The sequence below is a fragment of the Zobellia sp. B3R18 genome (assembly GCF_018860715.1).
Lineage (GTDB): Bacteria > Bacteroidota > Bacteroidia > Flavobacteriales > Flavobacteriaceae > Zobellia > Zobellia russellii.
In genome coordinates this window covers 350,506-372,851 of sequence record NZ_JAHKQG010000013.1, presented here as the reverse complement: position 1 = coordinate 372,851, position 22,346 = coordinate 350,506, and the positions used below count along the sequence as shown (strand labels likewise).

The window sequence follows — 22,346 nt, the reverse complement described above, 5'->3', positions numbered from 1 at the left end:
GGGATGAAAAAATTTGTTCTAAAAACTATAGTATATATTCTATTGATTCTTCTTGTATTGGAAGTAATTGTTAGGGTATTCCATTTATATACTGAAGACCCACCGCGTTTTATAGATGAATACGGCGTTGAAAAGCGAGTACCTGACCATGACGGGTATGCTGTTACTGGAAATAGGAATCAAAATTTCTCGAAATTCCATATTAATAAAGCTGGTTTTAATTCCTTTAGGGAATTTACCCCATCTACGGATACATATGAAATGGCACTAATTGGAGACTCTTTTATTGAGGGTTTTCATCAAGATTTCACCAACTCTATAGGTAAACAAATAGAAAACCAGACTAATGGCGTACAAGTTTATGAGTATGGATATGCGGGTTATGATTTTGCCAATCAAATGCATCTTGTGTATGCCTATCAAGATGATTTTAAACTTATAGATCAAATTGTTCTATACTTGAATTACGATAACGATTTGGGCCGCGCAGAATATGAGCCAAACAAAGACCGAATAAAAATGTTGTCCTCTACATTATTTAAAATAAGGGACAACATTAAGCTACTGGCCTATGGAAGCAAAATTGGGATTGTAGAACCGCTAAAAAAACTAGCACAACGCGGTGTAGCTTTTAATGAAACCGATAAAGGGTATCAAACCAACGAGCTAAAAGACAGTGAAGAAGCAAAATTAAAACAAGATCAAGAACGGATTGCCAATTTCAAAAATCTTATAAAACTATATGGTTTTGACAAAAGTAAAACCAGCTTACTTTTGGACAGCAGAAAAACCAGCGAGCGTTTTCTAGCTTTTTGTCGTGATAATGACATACGTTATATTGATTTCTCTATTAGTTTTGAAAGCTCAAAGAAACCCACTACTCTTATCTATGACCATCACTGGAACTCACATGGGAGAGCCTTAATTGCAAATGAGTTAGCTAACTATCTAAAGAAAGCTAAATCATCCAAGCCTTTACCAAATACAGCTGAGTAAGCACCTGCTAATCATACACATGAATTCATTAAACTTTTTCTTTAGCGCATACACAAAAGAGTCCTTGCCCTCTTATTACAAAAGCTTACTGAACTGCTATACACAAGAACTAGTCTTTACCAATTCTAAAGAAGAAAAATTTCAACTACCAGCCTCATCTTTTGTTGTGGAGGATATTCCTGGTTATTTTACGGTAAAAAAAGATGTACTTCCTAAAGAAATAGGGTGTTTAAGTATAAAGCAGTATCCCGGTTTTCTTATCAATTTTGAAAACGTAAAATCGCTCCCGGACTACCTTAATGAGAGGTTCGGAAAAACCAGTCGTTATAAACTACGTCGGGAACAAAAGAAACTGGAACAGTGTTTTGACATTAGGTATCAAATGTATTTTGGTGCTATTGAAAAACCGGAATACGATTTTTTAATGGACGAGTTTTACCGCCTATTGGTGCTACGCTCATTAGAAAAAGGAATCAAAGACAATATTAACCTAGCTACACAAGATTTTTATAGAGCACATGTTTACCAAATGATTTTAGACAAAAAGGCTTCGTTCTATGTTATCTATAACGGTAAAATGCCAATTGATATTTGTCTTAACTTTCACATGAAAGACGTAATCTTTCAATATATAAGAACCTATGACATTGATTATTCAAAATTCAATACAGGGTATACGGACTTAATGAAACAAATAGAATGGTGTATCTCTAACAAAATAAAACTTATAACTTTTTCCAAAGGCGATTTTTATTGGAAAAGACGTTGGTGCAATACTGTTTACGATTACCACTATGAAATCTTCTTTTTAAAAAATTCATTGATAGGAAGATTAAAAGCTTCATCATACTATTTATTGAAAGCCCTGAAGCAATATGTACGCGAAAAAGGATTGATTGAAAAATACCACGATTACCAATCCAAAAGGAAAAACTCTCAGGAATTAAATAGCGAGTTGCCCAAAATTAAACACACCAATATACCTTTTCATACGGAAATCAAGAATATTGAATCCATAAATTTTAAGAGTAGCGAATTCGATTTTTTAAGAAGAGATATTTACGATTTTCTTTATGAGAGTGACGAAAAAGAGTCGGAAATTAACGTTTACTCAATTTTAGACCAATCTGATTCTTACTTGGTTATAGGAAAAAACAGCAAAACGGTGCTCTCCAATACTGCATTTTCATCATCTTTTTAAAACAAATTAGAGAAAAAACCGGCTTTTTAAAACCGGTTCTGCCGTTCATCGAATATTTTCTTAATATTTTCTTAAAAAACGTCCAGACACTACACTTCGTCGTATATATTCGCAGTTAAACCCCGTAAACGAGAACATCGTGGCTGAATTAAATAAAAGTTCCCAAAAGTCGACCCTAAAAGTTTGGTTCGCAGAATTGAAAGAAGATATTATTCTTTCTATTTATCATAGATCCCCAATAATTTTTCTTCTATTTATCCGTTAGATCTGTCAATTAGAAGTTAATTGAAATTATTTTAACTGATCCCCCTTGATAGACCTGAAGCATAGAATTTCGCGGTTTCCAAATCGGGAAGTTCTTTTCACAGACTTCTTTGATACACTAGTTCATCGTACTGTACACCCCAACTACGCTATACGCCTATGGGGCAAGTTTATGGTCCGGGAGCTTGGTATGAAACTTTCTTCCGAAAAACTCTTTACAATACGTAACGAATCATTATTGTACCTCGGAAAAAAGCAACACCGGTCTACACTAGAGATAAAATACAAAGAGGTTATTGAAGAGGTCTACAAAAGACTTGTTAATTCAGAGAATCTACATGATGTTCCATTCGCTAGATTCAAAAACCTATTTGAAAACGCAGATTATATTGCGGAAATATCCGTTCAGTTTAAAAATGACGAGCTTATTGAAATTCTTTCGCATTATAAACAGAAAGGATATAAAATATATTTACTATCAGACTTTTACCTTTCCAAAAGGGTAATTTTAAGAATACTAGAGCATCATAAAATTGCAGACCTCTTTGATGCTGTATTTATTTCAAGTACCGTAGGACTTAGTAAAGAAAAAGGTGGACTATACCCATATGTACTTGACAAGACCAATACAGAAGCTAAATCTGTATTGATGATTGGAGACAATAAAAAAAGTGACGATATAAACGCATCCAAGTACGCTATTGACTCCTTACATTTAAAACATTTTTCGCATAAATTCAGGAATAAGCGTAATCTTTTAGGATCTGATAAAAATGATTTTAGAAAGGCCTGTAACCTTATTAAATCAAGATGTTTAAATAGTGAACATAAGTTTAGTGAATATATAATTCATTTCTATTTCTTTACGGAAAGACTCTATATTAATGCCAGAAGAAATGGGACAAAAGACCTGTTTTTCCTCGCCAGAGAAGGTCATTTTCTAAAACAATTGTTTGATTGTTATCAAGAAATGAACTTGTTTAAATGTGAAGAAAAGATAAACACACATTATCTAAAGGCTTCAAGACAATCTGCCACCCAACTGGCCTTGCGACCTTTGGAAAACGAAGATTTTGAAGAGCTATTAAGGAAGTTTGGAGATATGTCCTTACAGCATTTTCTTGATTGGTTTCCTTTTTCGGACACTACCAAGAACAACATTACCAAAGACATACCCGCCTCTAAGGACGAGACCATAACGGACTTCTTTAAATCGCCCACTATGGCACTTCTTAGAGAAAACGAAGCTTTTCAAATTGCCTACGAGAAAAATAGAAATTTACAGAAAACTGCATTTTTAATGTATCTAAAATCTTTTGGAGCCAATTATGAAAAAGATGGCCTTGCCCTAGTTGATGTTGGTTGGGGAGGAACCATGCAAGAGAGTATTTACAAGTTCCTAAATAAGAAAACACCGGTAACCGGGTACTACTTAGGTTTAAAAGAAATATATAATATAGAAAAGGACACCAAAAGATTTGGTTTGAATTTCTCCATATATCCTAGCCAAGATTTCTATGATGATATCCTAATGGCAAACGGACAACTTTACGAACAATTGTTAGCTGCACCACATGGCAGTACATTAGCCTATAAGTTTGCAGAAGAAGGAGAGTCCCCAACCGTTGAATACCATGAACCCAATGAGAAAATGGTTTTCGATAAATTTATTTCTCCTATTCAAGATTACATGTACAGAGAATTTAAAAATCTGTTTACAGAACTTCGTCCTATAGATTACTCAGAGCAAGTAACCCAGGAGTATATAACGGATATGGCTTTACGAACTGGTATATTCACCAACAGAAAGAAGCTTAATTTCATAAAACAAATTACTAAGGGGTTCTACCAAAACGTAGGAGAAAATAAAGTTGGTCTAGAATACGACCCCAACCAAATAACTATTTCCAAAATAGGTCTTATCAAAACCTTTATAAAATCACCTGAAAAGGTTTTTAGATACTTGGTAAAGATAAAACCCTTCTTGTACTACAAAGGCTTCTATTGGCTTTCTTGGCCGGTAAATTTATCCTACTACTATATTAAGTTCAACTTTTGGGCCAAGAGAAAATGGCTTAAGAAAGGCTTAATCTCTTAGTAATTAAAATTTAGAAATTATAAATTCTGAACGTCTGTTTATTTGGTGCTTTTCTTCACTACAGTACGTAGTATCATCACATTCGTTCAACAAATTGCTTTCACCATAAGCTTCGGCAGAAAGTCTACTAGCTTCAACGCCCTTCTTCAAAAGGTAGGCTTTGGTTCTATCTACCCTTCTTTGGGATAACCAATCATTATATTTTGATGCACCTCTAGAATCCGTATGGGAAGTAATTTTCAATTCCAATTCCGGATGTTTTTCCAGAATAGCCGCTAACCCATCCAATACTTTTTTCGATTTTGCATTTAAGTAGGATGAATTCAGGTCAAAGTAAGCAAAACCTAAATCATCAATTTCTGCTCTTATTTTTGCTTTACGTTGGTTCTCTGCCTCTAATTTGACCTTTTCTGCAGCAGCTAAACGTGCCTCTTCTTTTTCTTTCGCCAAGCGAGCGGCTATAGCAGCCTGTTCTCTTTCCCGTTGCTCAACGGCAGCAAGAGAATCTTTTTCTTTTTGGAGCTTTTGGGCCAATTCTTCCATTAGGGCCAACTTCTCTTCTCCTTTTTTGGATAATCCCTTTTCTATACCAAATTGATACACTACTCCCGCGGCATGTTGCAAATGATTAGTGGCCTGATCATTATTGGCCGACCACTTTCCTGATGAACTAAAATCAAGTCCAATTCTATCGGAAAACCAAGTTCTAAAGCCTACAACCGCATTATAAGTTCCCCTTGGCTGATTGTTCGCATCTGTATAGCCAGCACCAACACCCAAGTAGGGGTCAAACCAGCCCGTTTGTCCTATAATTTTATTAAGATCATAAGTTAATCTTGCATCCAGCCCATAGTAGTGAGATTCTTCAAGGTTTGTTTCTCCATCAATAAACTTACCTATCTTATATTTATTATAGCTACCAATAGCCTCTACTCCTATTCCACTTTTAAAATATCTGCCTATGCTTACCCTAGATGGATAAGAAAGTACGTTCCACTGCTCGCCAAATGAAAAGAGCTCGTCAAAAACATCTCCAGAATCATCCACAATGTTGTAGCCAATGCCAAACATCCATGAGCTTTTTACAATACTATCTTTTTTGGTGAGTTGAAGTTCTTCTTGTGCCTGTAGCAAATTGACCGAAGCGCATAGCATAGCCACTATATAATACGTATAGGTTTTCATAGCAATTAGATTTGGGTGTTCTAACTACAAAGTAATGACTATCAAACCAATAAGACTACAATACACTTTGAACGGTAACAAAATTCGATGGTCTGCTGGAATTATAATATTCTTAACAGCCTTTAACGCTACTGTTGTAAGAGGATATTTTTCTGTGCAAGTGGTAATTTGTAAACGGAGAACGGTGTGATTATAGAAGTTGATGTTTTATCGTTACCGGTAATATTTTCAACTTTTAAAACAAGCTGGTCTTCGGTCTCATTTTCAATGAACAACCTAGGTTGAAAGGAGTTTTTGCTCTTTCCGGCACAATAAATAACCAAAACCTCCTTTGAAAAATCTACTTGAGGGACCGGTAACCCTGGTTTCCTTGTTCTGTTAACCGTTGAATAAAACTTCTGCAAAGTTTTCATATCCGTAACCACCAAGAATTCTTCTTGGTCCGAACCGCTATAATTATCACTTTCTATAAGTTGCAATCGGGCTTGGGTTAAGGTTTGTAATTCTCCTTCATTCTCTGCCCTCTTCTCCTGCACTTTACAGGTTGAAAACAAGACTAAAAAAATTAAGAGAACGGATTTCATACTAACTATACGATTTATCAAATCTTGCCTTATATGCTTTTTCATAAAGGGCTTCGTACAAAGGTAAAACCTTCATTATATCAAAACGCTCAGCAGAAATAACGGCATTTTTCTTGAACGTTTCCAAAGTTGCATCGTCCTCTAAAATACTTACGGCATTTTTGGCCATATCCACAACATCGCCAACATCACTTAAGAAACCGGTAATTCCATGTTCATTAACCTCTGGTATACCTCCAGCATTACTGGAAATAACAGGTACTTTATTTATCATGGCTTCCAGAGCGGCCAATCCAAAACTCTCCGACTCGGATGGCAATAAAAATAAATCGGAAAAACACAGTATCCGGTCTATCTCATTACTATTTCCTAAAAATATCACCCTATCCGAAATCCCTTTTTCTTCACATAACCTTTCGGCATTTGCTTTTTCAGGACCTTCTCCTACCATTACCAATTTGGCCGGAATTTCTTTCTGTACCCGGTCAAAAATCTCAATTACATCAGGAATACGTTTTACCTTTCTAAAGTTACTGATGTGGGTGATAATCCGTTCATCATCCTCTGCCATCAAAGAACGCTGACAGTCCGTAAAAGATGTGCTGTAATTTGATTTATCAATAAAGTTGGGTACAACCTCTATTTCCTTTTTTATATCAAAAATTTCCATGGTGTTTTGTTTCAGGTTTTCTGAAACCGAAGTAACCACATCCGATTGATTGATGCTAAAGGTAACCGCAGGTTTATAGAACGGATGCTTACCAACCAAAGTAATATCCGTACCATGCAGTGTTGTAATCATAGGTACGTATATGCCTTCTTCCTCCAACATCTTTTTTGCCATGTAACCCGCATACGCATGTGGTATTGCATAGTGCACATGAAGAAGGTCTATCTTATGAAGCTTTATAGTATCTACCAATTTACTTGATAAGGCCAGTTCATAAGGCTGATATTTAAATAGAGGATATTCTGGCACATGAACCTCATGAAAATAAATCTTGTTGCCCAAAAGCCCCAAACGAACCGGTTGCTTATAGGTTACAAAATGAACTTCATGACCTCTATTGGCCAAAGCTATACCCAGTTCTGTGGCTACTACACCGCTGCCCCCAAAAGTAGGGTAACAAACTATTGCTATTTTCATTAGTCAAATTTAGCTAAATCTGTAAAGTATGTCGGTATAAGTTGTTCTAAATTTCAAACCTGCCTCTAGATTGCACACGAAACGCGCTATTTATCAATTGAGAAATTGATTAACAATGAAGTACTACATGAAAAAAGATTGATTTAATTTAAAATAGCATCATAGATAACCTGCTGAATCCGGGTTCTTAACCCTGACTTTATCAAAAGTGTATTGGATGAAGAAGGGTATGTTCTATTGGATAAGAACACATAAACAATCTCTTCCTCAGGATCAGCCCAAGTATACGTACCCGTAAAACCGCTATGTCCAAAGCTTTTCCTTGAAACGCATCCACAAGTAGGTCCGCTATCTTTTAGTTGGGGTTTATCAAAACCTACACCACGTCTCACATTTTCATCACAGAAATAACAGGTATTGAATTTTTTCACGGTACGGGCATCCAAGAACCTAGTTCCCCCATACATACCGTTCTGCAAGTACATTTGCATAATCTTAGCCACATCTTCCGCATTGCTAAAAAGGCCTGCATGGCCTCCTACACCACCTTGCATGGCAGCGCCCATATCATGAACATAGCCCTGAACGGTTTCATAGCGGTAATATTTATCTTCTTCAGATGGCACAATCCTATTTTTTGGAAATTTCTCAAGCGGATTATACGCCGTACTGGTTGCACCTATCGGTTGATACAGAAACTTATCTACTTGCTCATCTAACCGTTTCCCTCCTACTTTTTCCGCATATTTTTTCATGACGTAATACCCTACATCACTATATCGGTACCGGTTGGATTTTAAATCTTGACGCCCGATCCTATTATAAATTGAATCGTTATAAGCATCGGTCAAATACAACTTGTCCGTTACCTTATACGAAAAACCATCAGTTGGTTCCGTTCTATAGAACTCCTCTGAGGGCTTTCGGTTTTTATCAAGCGTATCTACATAGAAGGCAATCCATGCCGGAAGGCGCCCGTAATGGGACAAAGCTTTTAATACGGTAACATTTTTTAATTCCGTATCTGCGTACTCCGGTATTAAATCTTGAAATGTACTATTAAGTTTAATATCTCCCTCTTCTTCCATTTTCATAATCATAGGAAGTGTTCCTAAAATTTTAGTGATGGATGCCAAGTCATAAATACTCTGAGTGGTAATACTATCCTTGGAATCATAGGTTGGCTTTCCAAAACCTTTATTGTAAACAACCTTCCCTTTGCGGGCAATCAAGACCTGAGCCCCGGGAAACATTAACGAATCAATTCCATGCCCTACCAAAGTATCTACTTGGGCCAGTTTAGCGGCATCAAAACCTACTCTTTCCGGGTAACTGTATCCTAACCGTAACAGAGACTTTAACTTCACCTGAGTATTAACAGGAAAATCTTGGTTTGCTGTAACAGGAAGCTTTCCATCCGTAGGAATAGCACCAAAAATCGCTTGAGCGGCCTTACGCTGCGCCAATTCACTATTTTGATAGGCTACCAACACCGCGTCTATACTTTTAAAAGAAGGGACATCTAAGAGCGCATAGGGCTTAGCAAATACAGATAAAATGAGGTTGGAAGTCCTTTCTTCGGCTATCTCCTTCAACCATTGCAGTTCTTTTTTTGAAAATTTATAGGCTTTCCACGGACTTTCATTGCTCTTATGATGACCAATAATCACCAAGTTGTAATCTTTAAGTTTGTTCTTTAGCGTTCCAATATCGCTCGCATTTACCTGAGTAACCTTAGCATACTTGTTCAGTTCTTCAACAAATGAATCGCTATCCGCATCGCCAAACTTTACATAAGCAATCTTTTTATTCTCCAATTGCTTAATGCCCATTAGGTAAAAGTTGTTCTTTACAACAGTAAGTGCCTTTTCAATAGCCTCTTCATAGACCAAATCATCCGTTCTAGAATTTAAATCCTCATATAAATTCTCTAATTGAATGGGTTTATAGTTGTTGAGTCCCACTTTGTATTTGGCCATTAGAATTTTCTTTACCGAACTAGCCAATCTTTCTTCGGAAATTTTCCCTTTATTATATGCTTTTGTTAGTTTTTCTTTGGCTTTTACCACCTCTGTAGGCATTAATAGAATGTCATTCCCGGCCATGAACGCAGCTACTTCAGCATCACCGTCCTTACCGTGGTTGGTTACGCCTTTCATGTTAAGGGCATCGGTAAAAACCAGACCTTCAAAGCACATTTCTTCTTTGAGCAAACCAGAAATAATTTGTTCCGACAGTGAAGAAGGAAGCTCTTTTTTCAATTCCAAGGCCGGAACTTCTAAATGTGCTACCATTACACTACTTAGGCCCTCATCTATCAACCTTCTAAACGGATATAATTCTACACTATCCAAACGTTCTCTTGTAAAATTGATGATAGGAAGAGCTTTATGTGAATCCGTAGCTGTATCTCCGTGCCCCGGAAAGTGCTTTCCACTAGAAAGTACTCCTGCACTTTCCATACCTTTCATAAAGGCAATACCTTTTTCGGCTACATTTTCTCGATCTTCACCAAAAGAACGGTTACCTATTATTGGGTTTTGTGGGTTTGTGTTGATATCTACATCAGGAGCAAAATTAATATGGACACCTAAGCGCTTGGCATGTTGCCCTATTCGCTCACCTACCTTATAAACAATGGTGTTATCCGTAATAGCCCCTAAGGTCATGTTCCAAGGAAAAGCGTAGGTAGAATCCAACCGCATGGCCAAACCCCATTCCGCATCCATACCAACCATAAGGGGTACCTTTGCTACAGATTGAAATTCATTGGTAAGTTTTGCCTGTCTAATTGGACCTCCGGTGGAAAATATAACCCCTCCTATCTGCTGTTCCTTAATGAGGCTTTTTAGCTTGTCCGTACTGGATTTTGCCTGGTCCGAAGCTACCATAACCATAAAAAGTTGCCCCAGCTTTTGATCCAAGGTCATTTCATTGTAGCGCGCATCTACCCAATTGCTCTGCGCCAAACTATCTTTGGTTACCAAAGGATGTTGCTGGGCACTGACACTCAGAAATACGAAAAAAAGAAAGGAAAAAACAAGGAAAAACCGCATTATAAAATAAATCTATGGCAATAACTAAAAACTAAAAGGAATATTGCATTTCATCCGATATATATAATGAAATCAATACCTCAGAAAATAAAAAATAGTATTACTACATAAAACGGGAATGCCAACTTTCCGATGCCGGCACCTCCCAATGTTCCTGATATTCCTCTTTGTTGGTAACCAGATTATTGAAAACAATGGTGTTTTTTGAGACCGCTTTTTGCTTTGCCATCTTTTTAAAATCCACAAGAGGCTTGTAGGCTATATGCTCTCCTTGCTTATAGGAGACATTCATCTTATCCAACAGCTCAACATTGTATTTTTTTTCTAAATGTTGAATAAAATGTACAGATGCATCAATAGAACAACCTGATGCCGCTGTAGCACTCTGATCTAAAGCCAATACTATAAATCTCCTATATTTAATTTCGTATCCGGCCTTTAATTGACTACCGTGAGCCGTCCACTCGGTAATGAACGCATCCAACTCTTTCTGAATTTCTTCTAGTTCTGTTTCGGTAAAGCTGCGGCTACCTTGATAAATCCAAATGCGTGAAGCACTGGGTAATGTATTAAATTCTACTAGCATTTTAGTGTTCTAAATTTGGGGTTCTTATTGGGGCATTTATAAGTCTTTGGCAGAAGCTATAAGCTCTGCTATATCCATTACTGCAATGGCTCCTTCTTTCTCTTTATTCTTTACACCATCCGTCATCATAGTATTGCAAAACGGGCACCCGGCGGCAATAATTTCCGGCTGAGTTTCCAATGCCTGTTCAGTTCGCTCTATATTAACGTCCTTATTGCCTTTTTCCGGCTCCTTGAACATTTGGGCACCACCGGCACCACAACATAGCCCTTTTTCCTTACAGCTTTTCATTTCTATAAGCTCTGCATCCAATTTACGGATCAAATCCCGGGGAGCTTCATAAACATTGTTGGCCCTACCTAAATAGCACGGATCATGATAGGTTATACGCTTACCTTTAAATTTTCCACCTTCCAAAGTAATTCTTCCATCTTCAAAAAGCTTTTTCAAGAATTGCGTATGATGAACTACCTCGTAATGACCGCCCAAACCGGGGTATTCATTTTTAATGGTGTTAAAACAATGCGGACAGGCCGTAACTATTTTGTTAATCCCATAGGCATTCATCACCTCTATATTGGTGACTGCCTGCATTTGGAACAAAAATTCGTTTCCCGCTCTTTTTGCCGGGTCTCCGGTACAGCTTTCTTCGGTTCCCAAAACGGCAAAAGAAACATTTGCCTTATTCAACAATTGAACAAATGCTTTGGTTATCTTTTTTGCCCTATCATCAAAACTACCTGCGCAGCCAACCCAAAACAAAACTTCGGGTTTTTGACCTGCAGCAAAAAGCTCTGCCATTGTTGGAACTTTTAATTCGTTCGCCATTCTATAAAATTCAAGTTCTATAAATTATTCTAGTGTCCTTAAAAGACTATACCTATTCTTCTTTAGCCCAATTTAATCGGTCCATTTGGTTAAAAGGCCAAGGAGCGCCATTATTCTCTACGTTACCCATCATATTATTGAGGTCCGTAGGAGCGGCAGATTCCTCCATTACCAAGTATTGACGCATATCCATAATTATAGAAAGCGGATCAATGCTTACCGGGCAAGCTTGTACACATGCATTACAAGTAGTACACGCCCAAAGTTCTTCTCGGGTAATATAACCATCCAAAAGTTGCTTTCCGTCATCAACAAATTGGCCTTTATTGGCATCTATATTTTTGCCTACCTCTTCCAACCTGTCCCTGGTGTCCATCATTATCTTTCTAGGAGACAGCTTTTTTCCGGTCTGGTTGGCAGGACATTCATCCGTACAACGGCCACACTCGGTACACGTGTAAGAGTTTAACAGTTGTACCCAACTCAAATCCATAACATCTGAAGCCCCAAATTTAGCCGGTTCGGCAGACTCTTCTTCTGCCGGAGCAGCAAAAGGATCGGCAGACGGGTCCATCATTAATTTGACTTCTGCGGTTACCGCATCTAAATTCTTAAACTGTCCTTTAGGCTCTGATTTTCCGTAGTATGTATTAGGAAAAGCTAAAAGTATGTGCAAGTGTTTTGAATAGTACAGATAGTTCAAAAAACAAAGTATACCTATAATGTGTAACCACCATGCCGTGCGTTCAACAAGAATTAATGAACTCACGGACATTCCGTCAAAAAGTGGTGCTATAAACTGACTTACTGGAAACATGCCGGCTTCCGTATAGTGTGCAGCACCCATCTGTTGCAACTGGTAATCAGCACCGTTCATGGTCAAAAAAAGCACCATTAGCACTAATTCTATATAAAGAATAAGGTTACCATCTTTTTTAGGCCAACCGGTCATTTCCGGTTTTAAGAATCTTTTAATCCGGACAATATTTCTACGAATCCAGAAAACGGTTACAGCTACAATAACCAAAAAAGCCAATATTTCAAAAGAACCTATTAAAATATCGTAAACTGTACCGAGTGGGGCAAAAAGACGATGTGTTCCTAAAAGACCGTCCAAAATAATTTCTACAACTTCAATATTTATGATAATGAACCCCACATAGACGATAATATGAAGGAAACCCGCAATAGGACGAACGACCATCTTGGTCTGCCCTAAGGCTATCTTGGCCATATTTTTCCATCTCTGCCCTGTATTATCGGACACATCAACATCTTTACCCAGCTTAATATTTCTGGACAAACGTTTTACATTCCTAGCAAAGAAGCCAATACCGGCTACGAGTACGATTAAAAATAAAATATTGGGTAAGTATTCCATTTATTGTTCAGTTTGTTGAGGGTTGGCCGGGTCTTCTTCAGGAAGTTCATATTCCTTTTGCTTTTTACCAAAAACAGAAACATTTACATATCGTTTCGGGTTTAAACGAAAATCCTGTAACAACAAATCTAATTCTCTAGATGCATTGTTTAAATTATTGTACAATTCTTCGTCCTTCATGAGCTTACCTAATGTACCGTCTCCCTTTTCTATATTGGCCATCAGTTTATTTAAATTGCCCATAGTAGACTCAAGATTTGCCAATGTACGTCCTAAGCCTGCGTTATTCAATGAATCGGACAGTTTAGCAAAATTGGATGTCAATGTTTCAAAATTATCCAAAGACTCATTCAATCTACTCTCATTACTGCTCAAAATTCTATTAAGCACTTCGGCACTTTTTTGAAAACTAGCTACGGTACTGTTCAATCCGCTTAAAGTTTCCCTTAAATCTCTTTTGGCCTTATCATCCAGAACTTCGTTTACGTTCATAAGCAAACTATCTGCATTCGTAACCGCGCCTTCTACTTTTTGTTGCAGAGGAGTAAGTTGTTTTTGGACCAATTGTGTAAGCCCCAATTGAATTCTACTTGGTAAAGTATCTCCCGTTTTTGCCATGGGAGCACCATCAAAAACAGGTTTTATCTGAATACCCTTACCTCCTATAATACCTGTGTCATAGAGTTCTGCGGTACTATTTTTAGAAAAATCGAAATCGCTCTTAATAAAAAGTTCCACCGATAAATCTCCGCTTTCATCTTTAAATTTCACACCGGTAACGTTCCCCACCACAAAACCATTTATGGTTACCGGAGTCCCTACCTGCAGGCCTCCAACTTCCTTATAAACAGCATTTAAAGTTTTACCATCTTCAAACAATGGCGACGATTTTAAGTAGCTAAAACCTAAGATGAACAACAGTATACCGCCTATAACGATAATTCCTGTTTTGATTTCCCTGGATAGTTTCAAAAGGATCGATTTTGGGTTAATAAGAGACTTTCATAAAGCTGAAGGTCTCTAACAAAATTAGAAATAAAATATGGAAGGTACTTATTTATTGCTGTGAAACCTACTTGAGGCTATCTTTAAAAGGTATACGCTTACCATCTCTATAGGCCACAATATATGATGTTTTATACCCTTTTAAATCGGCATTGGACTTCAACATTTTTGCTTCCTCTAGCGAACTTGTTTTTCCATAAACATACCTAAACAGGTTTTTATAAGGCTCCTTTTCAACCCGGTTCAACCCATTAAAAGAGGAGGGTCGTAACGGAATATTTTTGGCGCTAGCCATAATTTGAATCTTATAAATAACATTAGATTTAGTTTTGGATGGTGTATCCGGTGCCTTCTGTTCTTTAGGCTCCTCTTTAACCGAAACAGCTTTTTCACCACTTTCTTTGGCCTCATCTATAATCTGAACCGCATTCTTTGTTTTTTCTTCTACTGCAACCTCGGTAGTCTTGGCCACAGACGGCTTATCTTCTATTTTCTTTGTTGCCACTTTTTTCTTAACCGGACTTTCCTTTTTAGCTTTCTCTTCTTTTGCTGGTGCCTTAACAGCTTCCGGTTCTGGCACATCTGGAATGGTATTGGGTGTGAAATCCGCCATATTGGCCATCGCATTCTTTTTGTAGGTAAGAATAGCGTCTGCAATTGAAGTGGCCATTTCATTCTGACCTCTACTGGAATTGAGGTACGCACCTTCTTCTTTATTGGTCAAAAAACCTGTTTCTACCAATACACTTGGCATTACGGTCTGGTGTAAAACAATAAACCCGGCTTGTTTTACCTTTCTATCGGTACGTTTTAATTTATTGGAAAAATTATCTTGGATAGCTTTTGCCAAAGCAATGCTCTGATCCAAAAACTCTTCCTGCATAATGGTAAGACCTATAACCGATTCTGGAGAATTTATATCATAATCCGCATACTTGGCTTTATAATTGTCCTCTAGATAGATAACGGAATTCTCTTTCTTTGCAATCTCAAAATTCTGTTTATTGGCATGCAACCCCAAAACAAAGGTGCCGGCACCGTGTGCATTGGATGTATGAGAATCACAATGTACGGAAACAAAAAGGTCGGCATTGGCTTTGTTGGCTATTTGCCCTCGTTCATAAAGGTCTACAAATGTATCGTCATCCCTCGTGTAGATTACCTTTATATCCGGATTCTTCTCCAATTCCTTACCCGCTTTCAATACAATATTCAGTGCTATTTTCTTCTCTAAATAGCCGTTTCCAAGGTTGCCGGGATCATGGCCACCATGACCTGCATCCAGCACCACAACAAACTTATCATTATCATTATCTTGGGCATTATTTTTGTAAAAAGAAGATAATAATAGTGTTAAAAAAACTATAGGAAATAAAAGAAACCGTCGTACGCGCATGTTCTCACTATGTTTATAAGCCTTCATTATGGTTAAATTTATGGTAACACCCTGTATGGGGAACGAAAAATATATGTAAGTTTGGACTCCGAAAATAAAGCCAAACGGTTACAAAAATAGGATATATAGCCTTGCAATCAAACAAACATCTTTTTCTTTTACTGGCATTGCTATTTGTTGGCACTTTCTCCTCACTTGCACAAGAAGATGGTATTATACCATTACCCATTAAGGCAGAAAAGGATACAATTATTGCGCCACTTTTTCCCGACCCGGCTAAAAAGGACAGTATTTCAGGGGACTCCACCGCATTAAAAAGAAAAAACGGAAATGATCCTCTTCTTCTCGATAAAATTAAATACAAGGCCAAGGATTACGTTAAACTTAGCCAAAAGGACCAAAAGATATACCTCTACAACGAAGCAGAAATCTATTATCAAGATACCGAGTTAAAGGCAGGTATCATTATAATGGACTATATAAAGAATGAGGTCTATGCCGGCCGAATCAAGGATTCTCTGGGTAATTACACCCAACTCCCCTATTTTAAACAAGGAGACAATGAGGTAAGACCGGATAGTATCCGCTTTAATTTTGACACTCAAAAAGCACTTATCTGGAATTCCAGAACCGAACAACAAGCAGGTCTTGGACAATTGGGAAGTGATGCCATGAAGGTATATGCCGAAATCACAAAAAAAGAAAATGATTCAGTTTACTTTTTACATGAAGGAAAACTCACGACATCAACCGATACGGTAAATCCAGATTATTACATCCGTATTAGAAAAGCAAAATTTGTTCCTAAAAAGAAGGTTATTGCCGGTTTCAGTAATCTTTACATAGCAGATGTTCCCACGCCCGTGGCATTGCCATTTGCCTATTTCCCCTTAACAGTTGGCCGGTCTGCAGGTTTAATGATGCCTACATTCGGTAACGATCCGGACAGAGGTTACTTTTTACAGAACGGAGGGTATTATGTTCCTTTCTCCGATTATGCGGATATTACCCTTACGGGAGATTTCTATACTAACGGAAGCTATGGTTTTAGAACACAGAGTGTGTATACCAAACGCTATCGCTATCGTGGTAACGTAAACTTTAGGTATGAAAATCTTGTAACCAGCCAAAAAGGGTTTGACGATTACAGCAATAGCAAGGTCTGGAACATTCAAATATCCCACTCCCAGGATACCAAAGCCAGTCCTAATTCACGTTTCTCGGCATCCGTAAACTTAGGAAGTAGTTCTTATTACCAGAACTCTTTAAACCAGGTTAACTTGCCTTTGACACAGAACAATAACCTGTCATCATCTATCTCATATTCAAAGACATTTCCGGCCTATCCGTCCGTAAACATGAGCCTTACGGCCAGCCATTCGCAAAATACGAGTCCTACGGCCCGGGCCAATCCTGATCAAGACAACATACAAATGACATTGCCTACTTTTCAGGCCAGTATGGAACGTATATTTCCATTTGCAAAAAAGGACGGTATAAAAAAAGGCGTAATACAGAATATTAATTTTCAATATGATGTAAACGCTCGTAACTCTCTTACTACCAATGATGAGGATTTTCTAAAAGCGGCCATGTTCGATAATGCCAAAGTGGGTGCCAGACACAGAATCCCCATCAGTACCAACTTTAAAGTTGCCAAATTTTTTAGCGTTACTATGGGTGGTAGCTATGAAGACGTATGGACCCTGGAAACGTTTACCCAGCGGTACGAACTTGGTGAGGACGGCGCAATTGGCTCCGTAGTACGGGATACGATTTCCGGATTTGACCGCTACAACAAATACAATATGAGTGCCAGCGTTGGAACCACGGTTTACGGTACTTTTAATTTTGGGGAAGACAAAAAAATTCAAGCACTTAGGCATGTTATGAGACCTTCGTTAAGTTACGGCTACTCCCCTTCCTTTGACCAGTTTTATGACGAATACCTCAATAATGATACTGGCGAAGTTGTACAGTACAGCCGTTTTGAGGGTACCTTAAACGGAGCCCCAAGCTTAGGCAAAAGTAATAGTCTTAGCTTTTCTTTGGCCAACACCTTGGAAGCTAAAGTGAGGGACAAGGATTCAACAGCCACCGAACCTAAAAAAGTTCCTATTCTTAGTAATTTTAATATTTCTACCGGATATAATTTTGAATCGGATTCCTTAAAACTAAGCCCACTTAGAATTAACGGTGGAACAAACATTTTGGACAATAAAATGTCCATTAACTTTTCCGCTGGGTTGGACCCCTACGCCATAGACAACAATGGCCGAAGAATAGAAAAGTTTAATATTGATAATGGGGGAAGCCTTTTTAGACTTACCCAGGCCAATCTTAATATTGGGTACTCTATAGACAGTGAAACCTTTTTTGGAAAAAAGGAGGATGAAGAAGAAGAGGACGAAGATGAAGCTGGGGCGTACGATTATGTAGCACAAAGCGGTGGTAGGGATGACGACCTCTTTGGAAGGGCGGATAATTTTGATGACCGCCGTGGTGGGGACGATTACGACAGAGACGAAGATGAAGATATTGACAACCCGCGCTACGGGACAAAAATACCCTGGAATTTCAGGTTAGCTTATTCGGCCAGTTATTTTAATTCGGCCCGCCAGAACGAGTTTAGCAGCCACTCTCTAATGTTTTCAGGAGATATAGAACTTTCGCCCCGTTGGAAGGTTGGTGGCTCCAGTGGTTATGATTTCAAAAATAAAGGCTTCACCTTGACTCAATTGCGTTTTGAACGAGATCTTAAGAGTTTTAGAATGAACTTTAACTGGACTCCATTTGGCCAATACTCCAGATGGTATTTCTTTATCGGTATAAAAAGTTCTATTCTTAGCGATTTGAAATGGGAAAACCGAAGTCAGCGTTAAGAAGCTAAATTCTTCACCGTTTCTTATTTATATTTGCTACCGTTGATGGCTTAAAGCCCAACCTTTTTCCTTTTAAACCAAAATAATACATCATCATGAAAAAAATAATCAACACCACTAACGCCCCGGCCCCAATAGGTCCGTACAATCAAGCAATTTTAAGTGGAGACACCCTATACGTTTCCGGACAAATACCCATTGACCCTGCCACAGGAGAGCTTGTTCAAGGAGATATTAAAAAAGAGGCGCGCCAATCTATGGAAAACTTAAAAGCGATACTTACGGAAGCTGATATGACTTTTGAAAATGTGGTAAAGAGCTCTATTTTCCTAGCGGACATGAATCAATTTTCAGAAGTAAACGAAGTTTACGGTTCCTATTTTGATAGTGAAACCGCTCCGGCCAGAGAAACCGTTGAAGTAGCCAATTTGCCCAAATTCGTAAATGTTGAAATTTCTGTGATAGCAGTGCGATAAAACAAAACGGCCTTGGTTGTTAACCAAGGCCGTTTTGTTTACTTTTCACAGATTGTTACAAGGTTTCCTTATGGAACTCCATAAGACCTTCAATTGGTCGTTGTCTGATAACCCCAACAATCAAATCATTACGTTCCAATACAGTTACCAGCTCATCTCTTAGGTAATGAGCAATACTTCCCACAAAGTTAATTGGCACCTTTGTAGCCAACTCAAACTGCATGATATAGTTGTTTACGAACTGCTGAAAACCTTTATCAATTACACCTTTGCAATAAGGATGATTTTTATTCTCAACTAAAAAACGGGCAAACGTGGCCAAATATGTATTTGGGTTAGGCTGCTTGTACAGGTTTTCCTTTATTACATCAGCATCCAAATCATATTCCTTAGCAAATCTGATTCCTAAATCCTGCGGCATTTTGTGGAAATAGTAATCTCTTATCAACTTTCTTCCAAAAAAGTTACCACTACCATCATCCATAGGGATATAGCCTAACGAAGTTACTTTCTGGAACAACTGATGCCCATCATAATAGCTGCAATTAGAACCCGTTCCCAGAATACAGACTATACCTTGGTGACCAATTTTTGTTGTAGAGAAAATAGCTGCGTAGGTATCTTCTTTAACATCGGCCTTTGCATTTGGAAAAAACTCTTTAAAGATATCCCTAAGGAAACTCTTCATACGCTCCGTTCCACATCCTGCGCCATAGAAATGCAATCTAGAAACCTTATCCCTGTTTTTAGAAAGTTCAAAATTATTGGCCAGTCTATCTTCTATTACTTCTCTTGTTAATACCTCTGGGCTTAACCCTAACGTTTGGGTCAAAAACAGCTGATTTCCCTTTTCATCCAAGGCAATCCAGTCCGATTTTGTGGCCCCACTATCTACAATTAAAATCATAATGTTCTTTTAAAAAAATAATCCTGAAAATAAGCAAATTTTTGCCCACTCTCAGGATTACCATTAGTAATATTCAAAAAAATTACAAACTAGCAACGTGCTGAGCTAAATCTACCATTTTGTTAGAAAAACCAGCTTCGTTATCGTACCAGCAAATTAATTTGAAGAACTTAGAGTTTAATTCAATACCGGCACCGGCATCAAAAATACTTGTGCGTTTATCACTTACGAAATCCTGAGAAACAAGAGCCTCTTCAGTATATCCTAGAACACCTTTCAACTCACCTTCAGAAGCTGCTTTAAAAGCTTTTTTGATTTCTTCGTAAGAAGTTTCCTTTTCAAGACGAACCGTTAAATCTACTACAGAAACATCAGCAGTTGGAACTCTAAAGGCCATACCTGTAAGTTTACCTTCTAATGCAGGAATAACTTTAGTTACCGCTTTAGCAGCACCAGTAGACGCAGGAATAATATTCAACATAGCACTTCTACCACCTCTCCAGTCTTTTCTAGAAGGACCATCAACAGTCATTTGTGTTGCAGTAGTAGCGTGAACTGTAGTCATCAAAGCCTCTTCAATACCAAAGTTATCGTTCAATACTTTGGCCATAGGAGCTAAACAGTTAGTAGTACAAGATGCATTGGACACAATAGTGTTTGAAGCTTTCACTTCTTTATGGTTAACACCCATTACGAACATTGGCGCATCTTTAGACGGAGCAGAGATAACTACTTTTTTAGCACCACCATCAATATGGTATTGTGCAGTTTCCAAAGTTGTAAAAATACCGGTACATTCAGCAACTATTTCAGCACCAACTGCATCCCACTTAATACTTTTAGGATCACGCTCTGCTGTAATTCTTACAGTTTTACCGTTAACGATCAAGTTACCATCTTGAACATCAACAGTACCTTCGAACTTACCGTGTACGGAATCATACTTTAAAAGGTAGGCCAAGTGCTCAACATCCAACAAATCATTGATGGCAACCACATCTACACCTTCTCTTCTTACAGTTTCTCTAAAGACCAATCTTCCGATACGGCCAAATCCGTTAATTCCTATTTTTAAATCTGACATGTTCTATTGTTTTGAATTTAATTATGTTGTCATTATTTCTGAAACCCTAATAAGCTCCTTATCTATTTTAGTATGACCCTTAATAGCCTTACTGATAGGAGTTAATATAATTTTGTTGTTCTGGATACCCACCATAAAATTGGTCTGACCTTCCAACAAACTTTCTACAGCCTTTACACCCATTCTACTGGCCAGCACCCTGTCATAACAAGATGGTGCACCACCACGTTGCATGTGTCCTAATACGGATACCCTTACATCATATATGGGTAAATGCTCCTCTACATATTCTTTAAGCTCAAAGACACTTTTTCCTATTTTATCACCTTCGGCAACAACTACGATACTAGAAGATTTTCCAGATTTTTTGCTGCGCTTTAACGATTCTAACAAACGCTCAAGACCACGATTGGCTTCTGGAATAAGAATTTCTTCCGCTCCTGCGCCAACTCCCGTGTTTAAAGCAATATGCCCAACATCCCTACCCATAACTTCTACAAAGAAAAGTCGGTTATGAGAACTGGCCGTATCCCTAATTTTATCGATTACTTCGACTACAGTATTCATAGCCGTATCAAAGCCAACCGTATTGGAAGTACCAAATATGTCATTATCTATTGTTCCGGGAATACCTATTACAGGAAAATGGTATTCTTGGTTGAACACCATGGCACCGGTAAAACTACCGTCTCCACCTATAACCACAAATGCATCAATACCTTCTGCCTGCAATTGCTCATACGCTTTTTTCCTGCCTTCTGGCGTTCTAAAGTCGTCACAACGTGCAGATTTAAGAATGGTACCACCCTTATTTATAATGTTGTTAACGCTTCTTGCGTCCATTGGCTTAAAATCCCCCTCTATCATGCCCTGATATCCTCTGTAGATACCTACGCAATCTACTTTCATATAGGCACATGTTCTAACAACTGAGCGTATTGCTGCGTTCATGCCGGGGGAATCTCCGCCAGAAGTTAAAACACCTATTTTTTTTATTTCTGAAGCCATTAAAAAAAACTAAGTCGCAAAACTAACAAACTTATTTGAATTCCAACTGTCTTATCCTTCTAATTTAACGTCATGATAACTTAGCTCACATTTTCTTAGTTTTTTCTTTAAATTATAACAAACTTACACTTTAAAACCCCTGTATATTGAGAATGCCGTAAAATGAGGTTTTCCTCCATACTATAACGTTTTCGAGAATTTTTAGTAATTTTACTAACGTAAAATGCCCTATCTACAGTTGAAGTCAATGGGGCCATTTTTT

The 22,346-nt window shown here is 37.9% G+C and carries 17 protein-coding genes; 5 read left to right on the top strand and 12 right to left on the bottom strand.

Annotated features, from left to right (window positions below; translation table 11 throughout):
* Positions 1 to 3: 3 nt before the first annotated feature.
* The 3 genes from KO513_RS16125 to KO513_RS16115 all read left to right on the top strand — a co-directional run bounded on the left by KO513_RS16125 (position 4) and on the right by KO513_RS16115 (position 4,559).
* Entirely contained in the window at positions 4 to 996 is a 993-nt protein-coding gene (locus KO513_RS16125; RefSeq protein WP_215914279.1) for a hypothetical protein, read from the top strand.
* 19 nt (positions 997 to 1,015) lie between these two features.
* The gene (locus KO513_RS16120) at positions 1,016 to 2,197 is read left to right on the top strand and encodes a GNAT family N-acetyltransferase (RefSeq protein WP_215914278.1); all 1,182 of its coding nucleotides are present in this window, start codon (positions 1,016 to 1,018) and stop codon (positions 2,195 to 2,197) included.
* Positions 2,198 to 2,507: 310 nt separating this feature from the next.
* Complete coding sequence (locus tag KO513_RS16115) at positions 2,508 to 4,559, top strand: HAD family hydrolase (RefSeq protein WP_215914277.1); 2,052 nt, start codon at positions 2,508 to 2,510, stop codon at positions 4,557 to 4,559.
* Positions 4,560 to 4,562: 3 nt separating this feature from the next.
* Here the strand turns inward: KO513_RS16115 and KO513_RS16110 are convergent, their stop codons facing one another.
* The 9 genes from KO513_RS16110 to KO513_RS16070 form a co-directional block, all read right to left on the bottom strand.
* Positions 4,563 to 5,744 carry an OmpA family protein gene (locus KO513_RS16110; RefSeq protein WP_215914276.1) on the bottom strand — a complete coding sequence of 394 codons (1,182 nt, stop codon included), beginning with the start codon at positions 5,742 to 5,744 and terminating at the stop codon, positions 4,563 to 4,565.
* A 128-nt stretch (positions 5,745 to 5,872) separates the two neighbouring features.
* Entirely contained in the window at positions 5,873 to 6,280 is a 408-nt protein-coding gene (locus tag KO513_RS16105) for a hypothetical protein (RefSeq protein WP_215914275.1), read from the bottom strand.
* 49 nt (positions 6,281 to 6,329) lie between these two features.
* Positions 6,330 to 7,475, bottom strand: a complete 1,146-nt coding sequence (gene bshA, locus KO513_RS16100; RefSeq protein WP_215914274.1) for an N-acetyl-alpha-D-glucosaminyl L-malate synthase BshA — start codon at positions 7,473 to 7,475, stop codon at positions 6,330 to 6,332.
* A 143-nt stretch (positions 7,476 to 7,618) separates the two neighbouring features.
* Positions 7,619 to 10,531, bottom strand: coding sequence for a glycoside hydrolase family 3 N-terminal domain-containing protein (locus tag KO513_RS16095; protein ID WP_215914273.1), 2,913 nt, complete (start codon positions 10,529 to 10,531; stop codon positions 7,619 to 7,621).
* 103 nt (positions 10,532 to 10,634) lie between these two features.
* Entirely contained in the window at positions 10,635 to 11,117 is a 483-nt protein-coding gene (locus KO513_RS16090; RefSeq protein ID WP_215914272.1) for an ABC transporter ATPase, read from the bottom strand.
* A gap of 36 nt (positions 11,118 to 11,153) precedes the next feature.
* Positions 11,154 to 11,945, bottom strand: a complete 792-nt coding sequence (locus KO513_RS16085) for a (Fe-S)-binding protein (protein ID WP_215914271.1) — start codon at positions 11,943 to 11,945, stop codon at positions 11,154 to 11,156.
* A 52-nt stretch (positions 11,946 to 11,997) separates the two neighbouring features.
* Positions 11,998 to 13,326 (bottom strand): (Fe-S)-binding protein, encoded by a 1,329-nt coding sequence (locus tag KO513_RS16080; protein WP_215914270.1) that lies wholly within the window; start codon positions 13,324 to 13,326, stop codon positions 11,998 to 12,000.
* Complete coding sequence (locus KO513_RS16075; protein ID WP_215914269.1) at positions 13,327 to 14,298, bottom strand: MlaD family protein; 972 nt, start codon at positions 14,296 to 14,298, stop codon at positions 13,327 to 13,329.
* 100 nt (positions 14,299 to 14,398) lie between these two features.
* Positions 14,399 to 15,754 carry an N-acetylmuramoyl-L-alanine amidase family protein gene (locus KO513_RS16070; protein ID WP_252735900.1) on the bottom strand — a complete coding sequence of 452 codons (1,356 nt, stop codon included), beginning with the start codon at positions 15,752 to 15,754 and terminating at the stop codon, positions 14,399 to 14,401.
* A 104-nt stretch (positions 15,755 to 15,858) separates the two neighbouring features.
* Here KO513_RS16070 and KO513_RS16065 point away from each other — a divergent pair, with 104 nt between their 5' ends.
* Positions 15,859 to 18,609 carry a putative LPS assembly protein LptD gene (locus KO513_RS16065; protein WP_215914268.1) on the top strand — a complete coding sequence of 917 codons (2,751 nt, stop codon included), beginning with the start codon at positions 15,859 to 15,861 and terminating at the stop codon, positions 18,607 to 18,609.
* Positions 18,610 to 18,704: 95 nt separating this feature from the next.
* Entirely contained in the window at positions 18,705 to 19,085 is a 381-nt protein-coding gene (locus KO513_RS16060; protein ID WP_215914267.1) for a RidA family protein, read from the top strand.
* Positions 19,086 to 19,140: 55 nt separating this feature from the next.
* On the opposite strand, the gene KO513_RS16055 is transcribed toward KO513_RS16060, so the two are convergent.
* From KO513_RS16055 to pfkA, 3 genes are all read right to left on the bottom strand, one after another.
* Positions 19,141 to 19,992 carry an N-acetylglucosamine kinase gene (locus KO513_RS16055; RefSeq protein ID WP_215914266.1) on the bottom strand — a complete coding sequence of 284 codons (852 nt, stop codon included), beginning with the start codon at positions 19,990 to 19,992 and terminating at the stop codon, positions 19,141 to 19,143.
* A gap of 82 nt (positions 19,993 to 20,074) precedes the next feature.
* A complete protein-coding gene (gene gap / locus KO513_RS16050; RefSeq protein ID WP_215439938.1) occupies positions 20,075 to 21,076 on the bottom strand; it encodes a type I glyceraldehyde-3-phosphate dehydrogenase in 1,002 nt (333 codons plus the stop codon).
* A gap of 21 nt (positions 21,077 to 21,097) precedes the next feature.
* Positions 21,098 to 22,084 (bottom strand): 6-phosphofructokinase, encoded by a 987-nt coding sequence (gene pfkA, locus KO513_RS16045; protein ID WP_215914265.1) that lies wholly within the window; start codon positions 22,082 to 22,084, stop codon positions 21,098 to 21,100.
* Between the last annotated feature and the right edge of the window lie 262 nt (positions 22,085 to 22,346).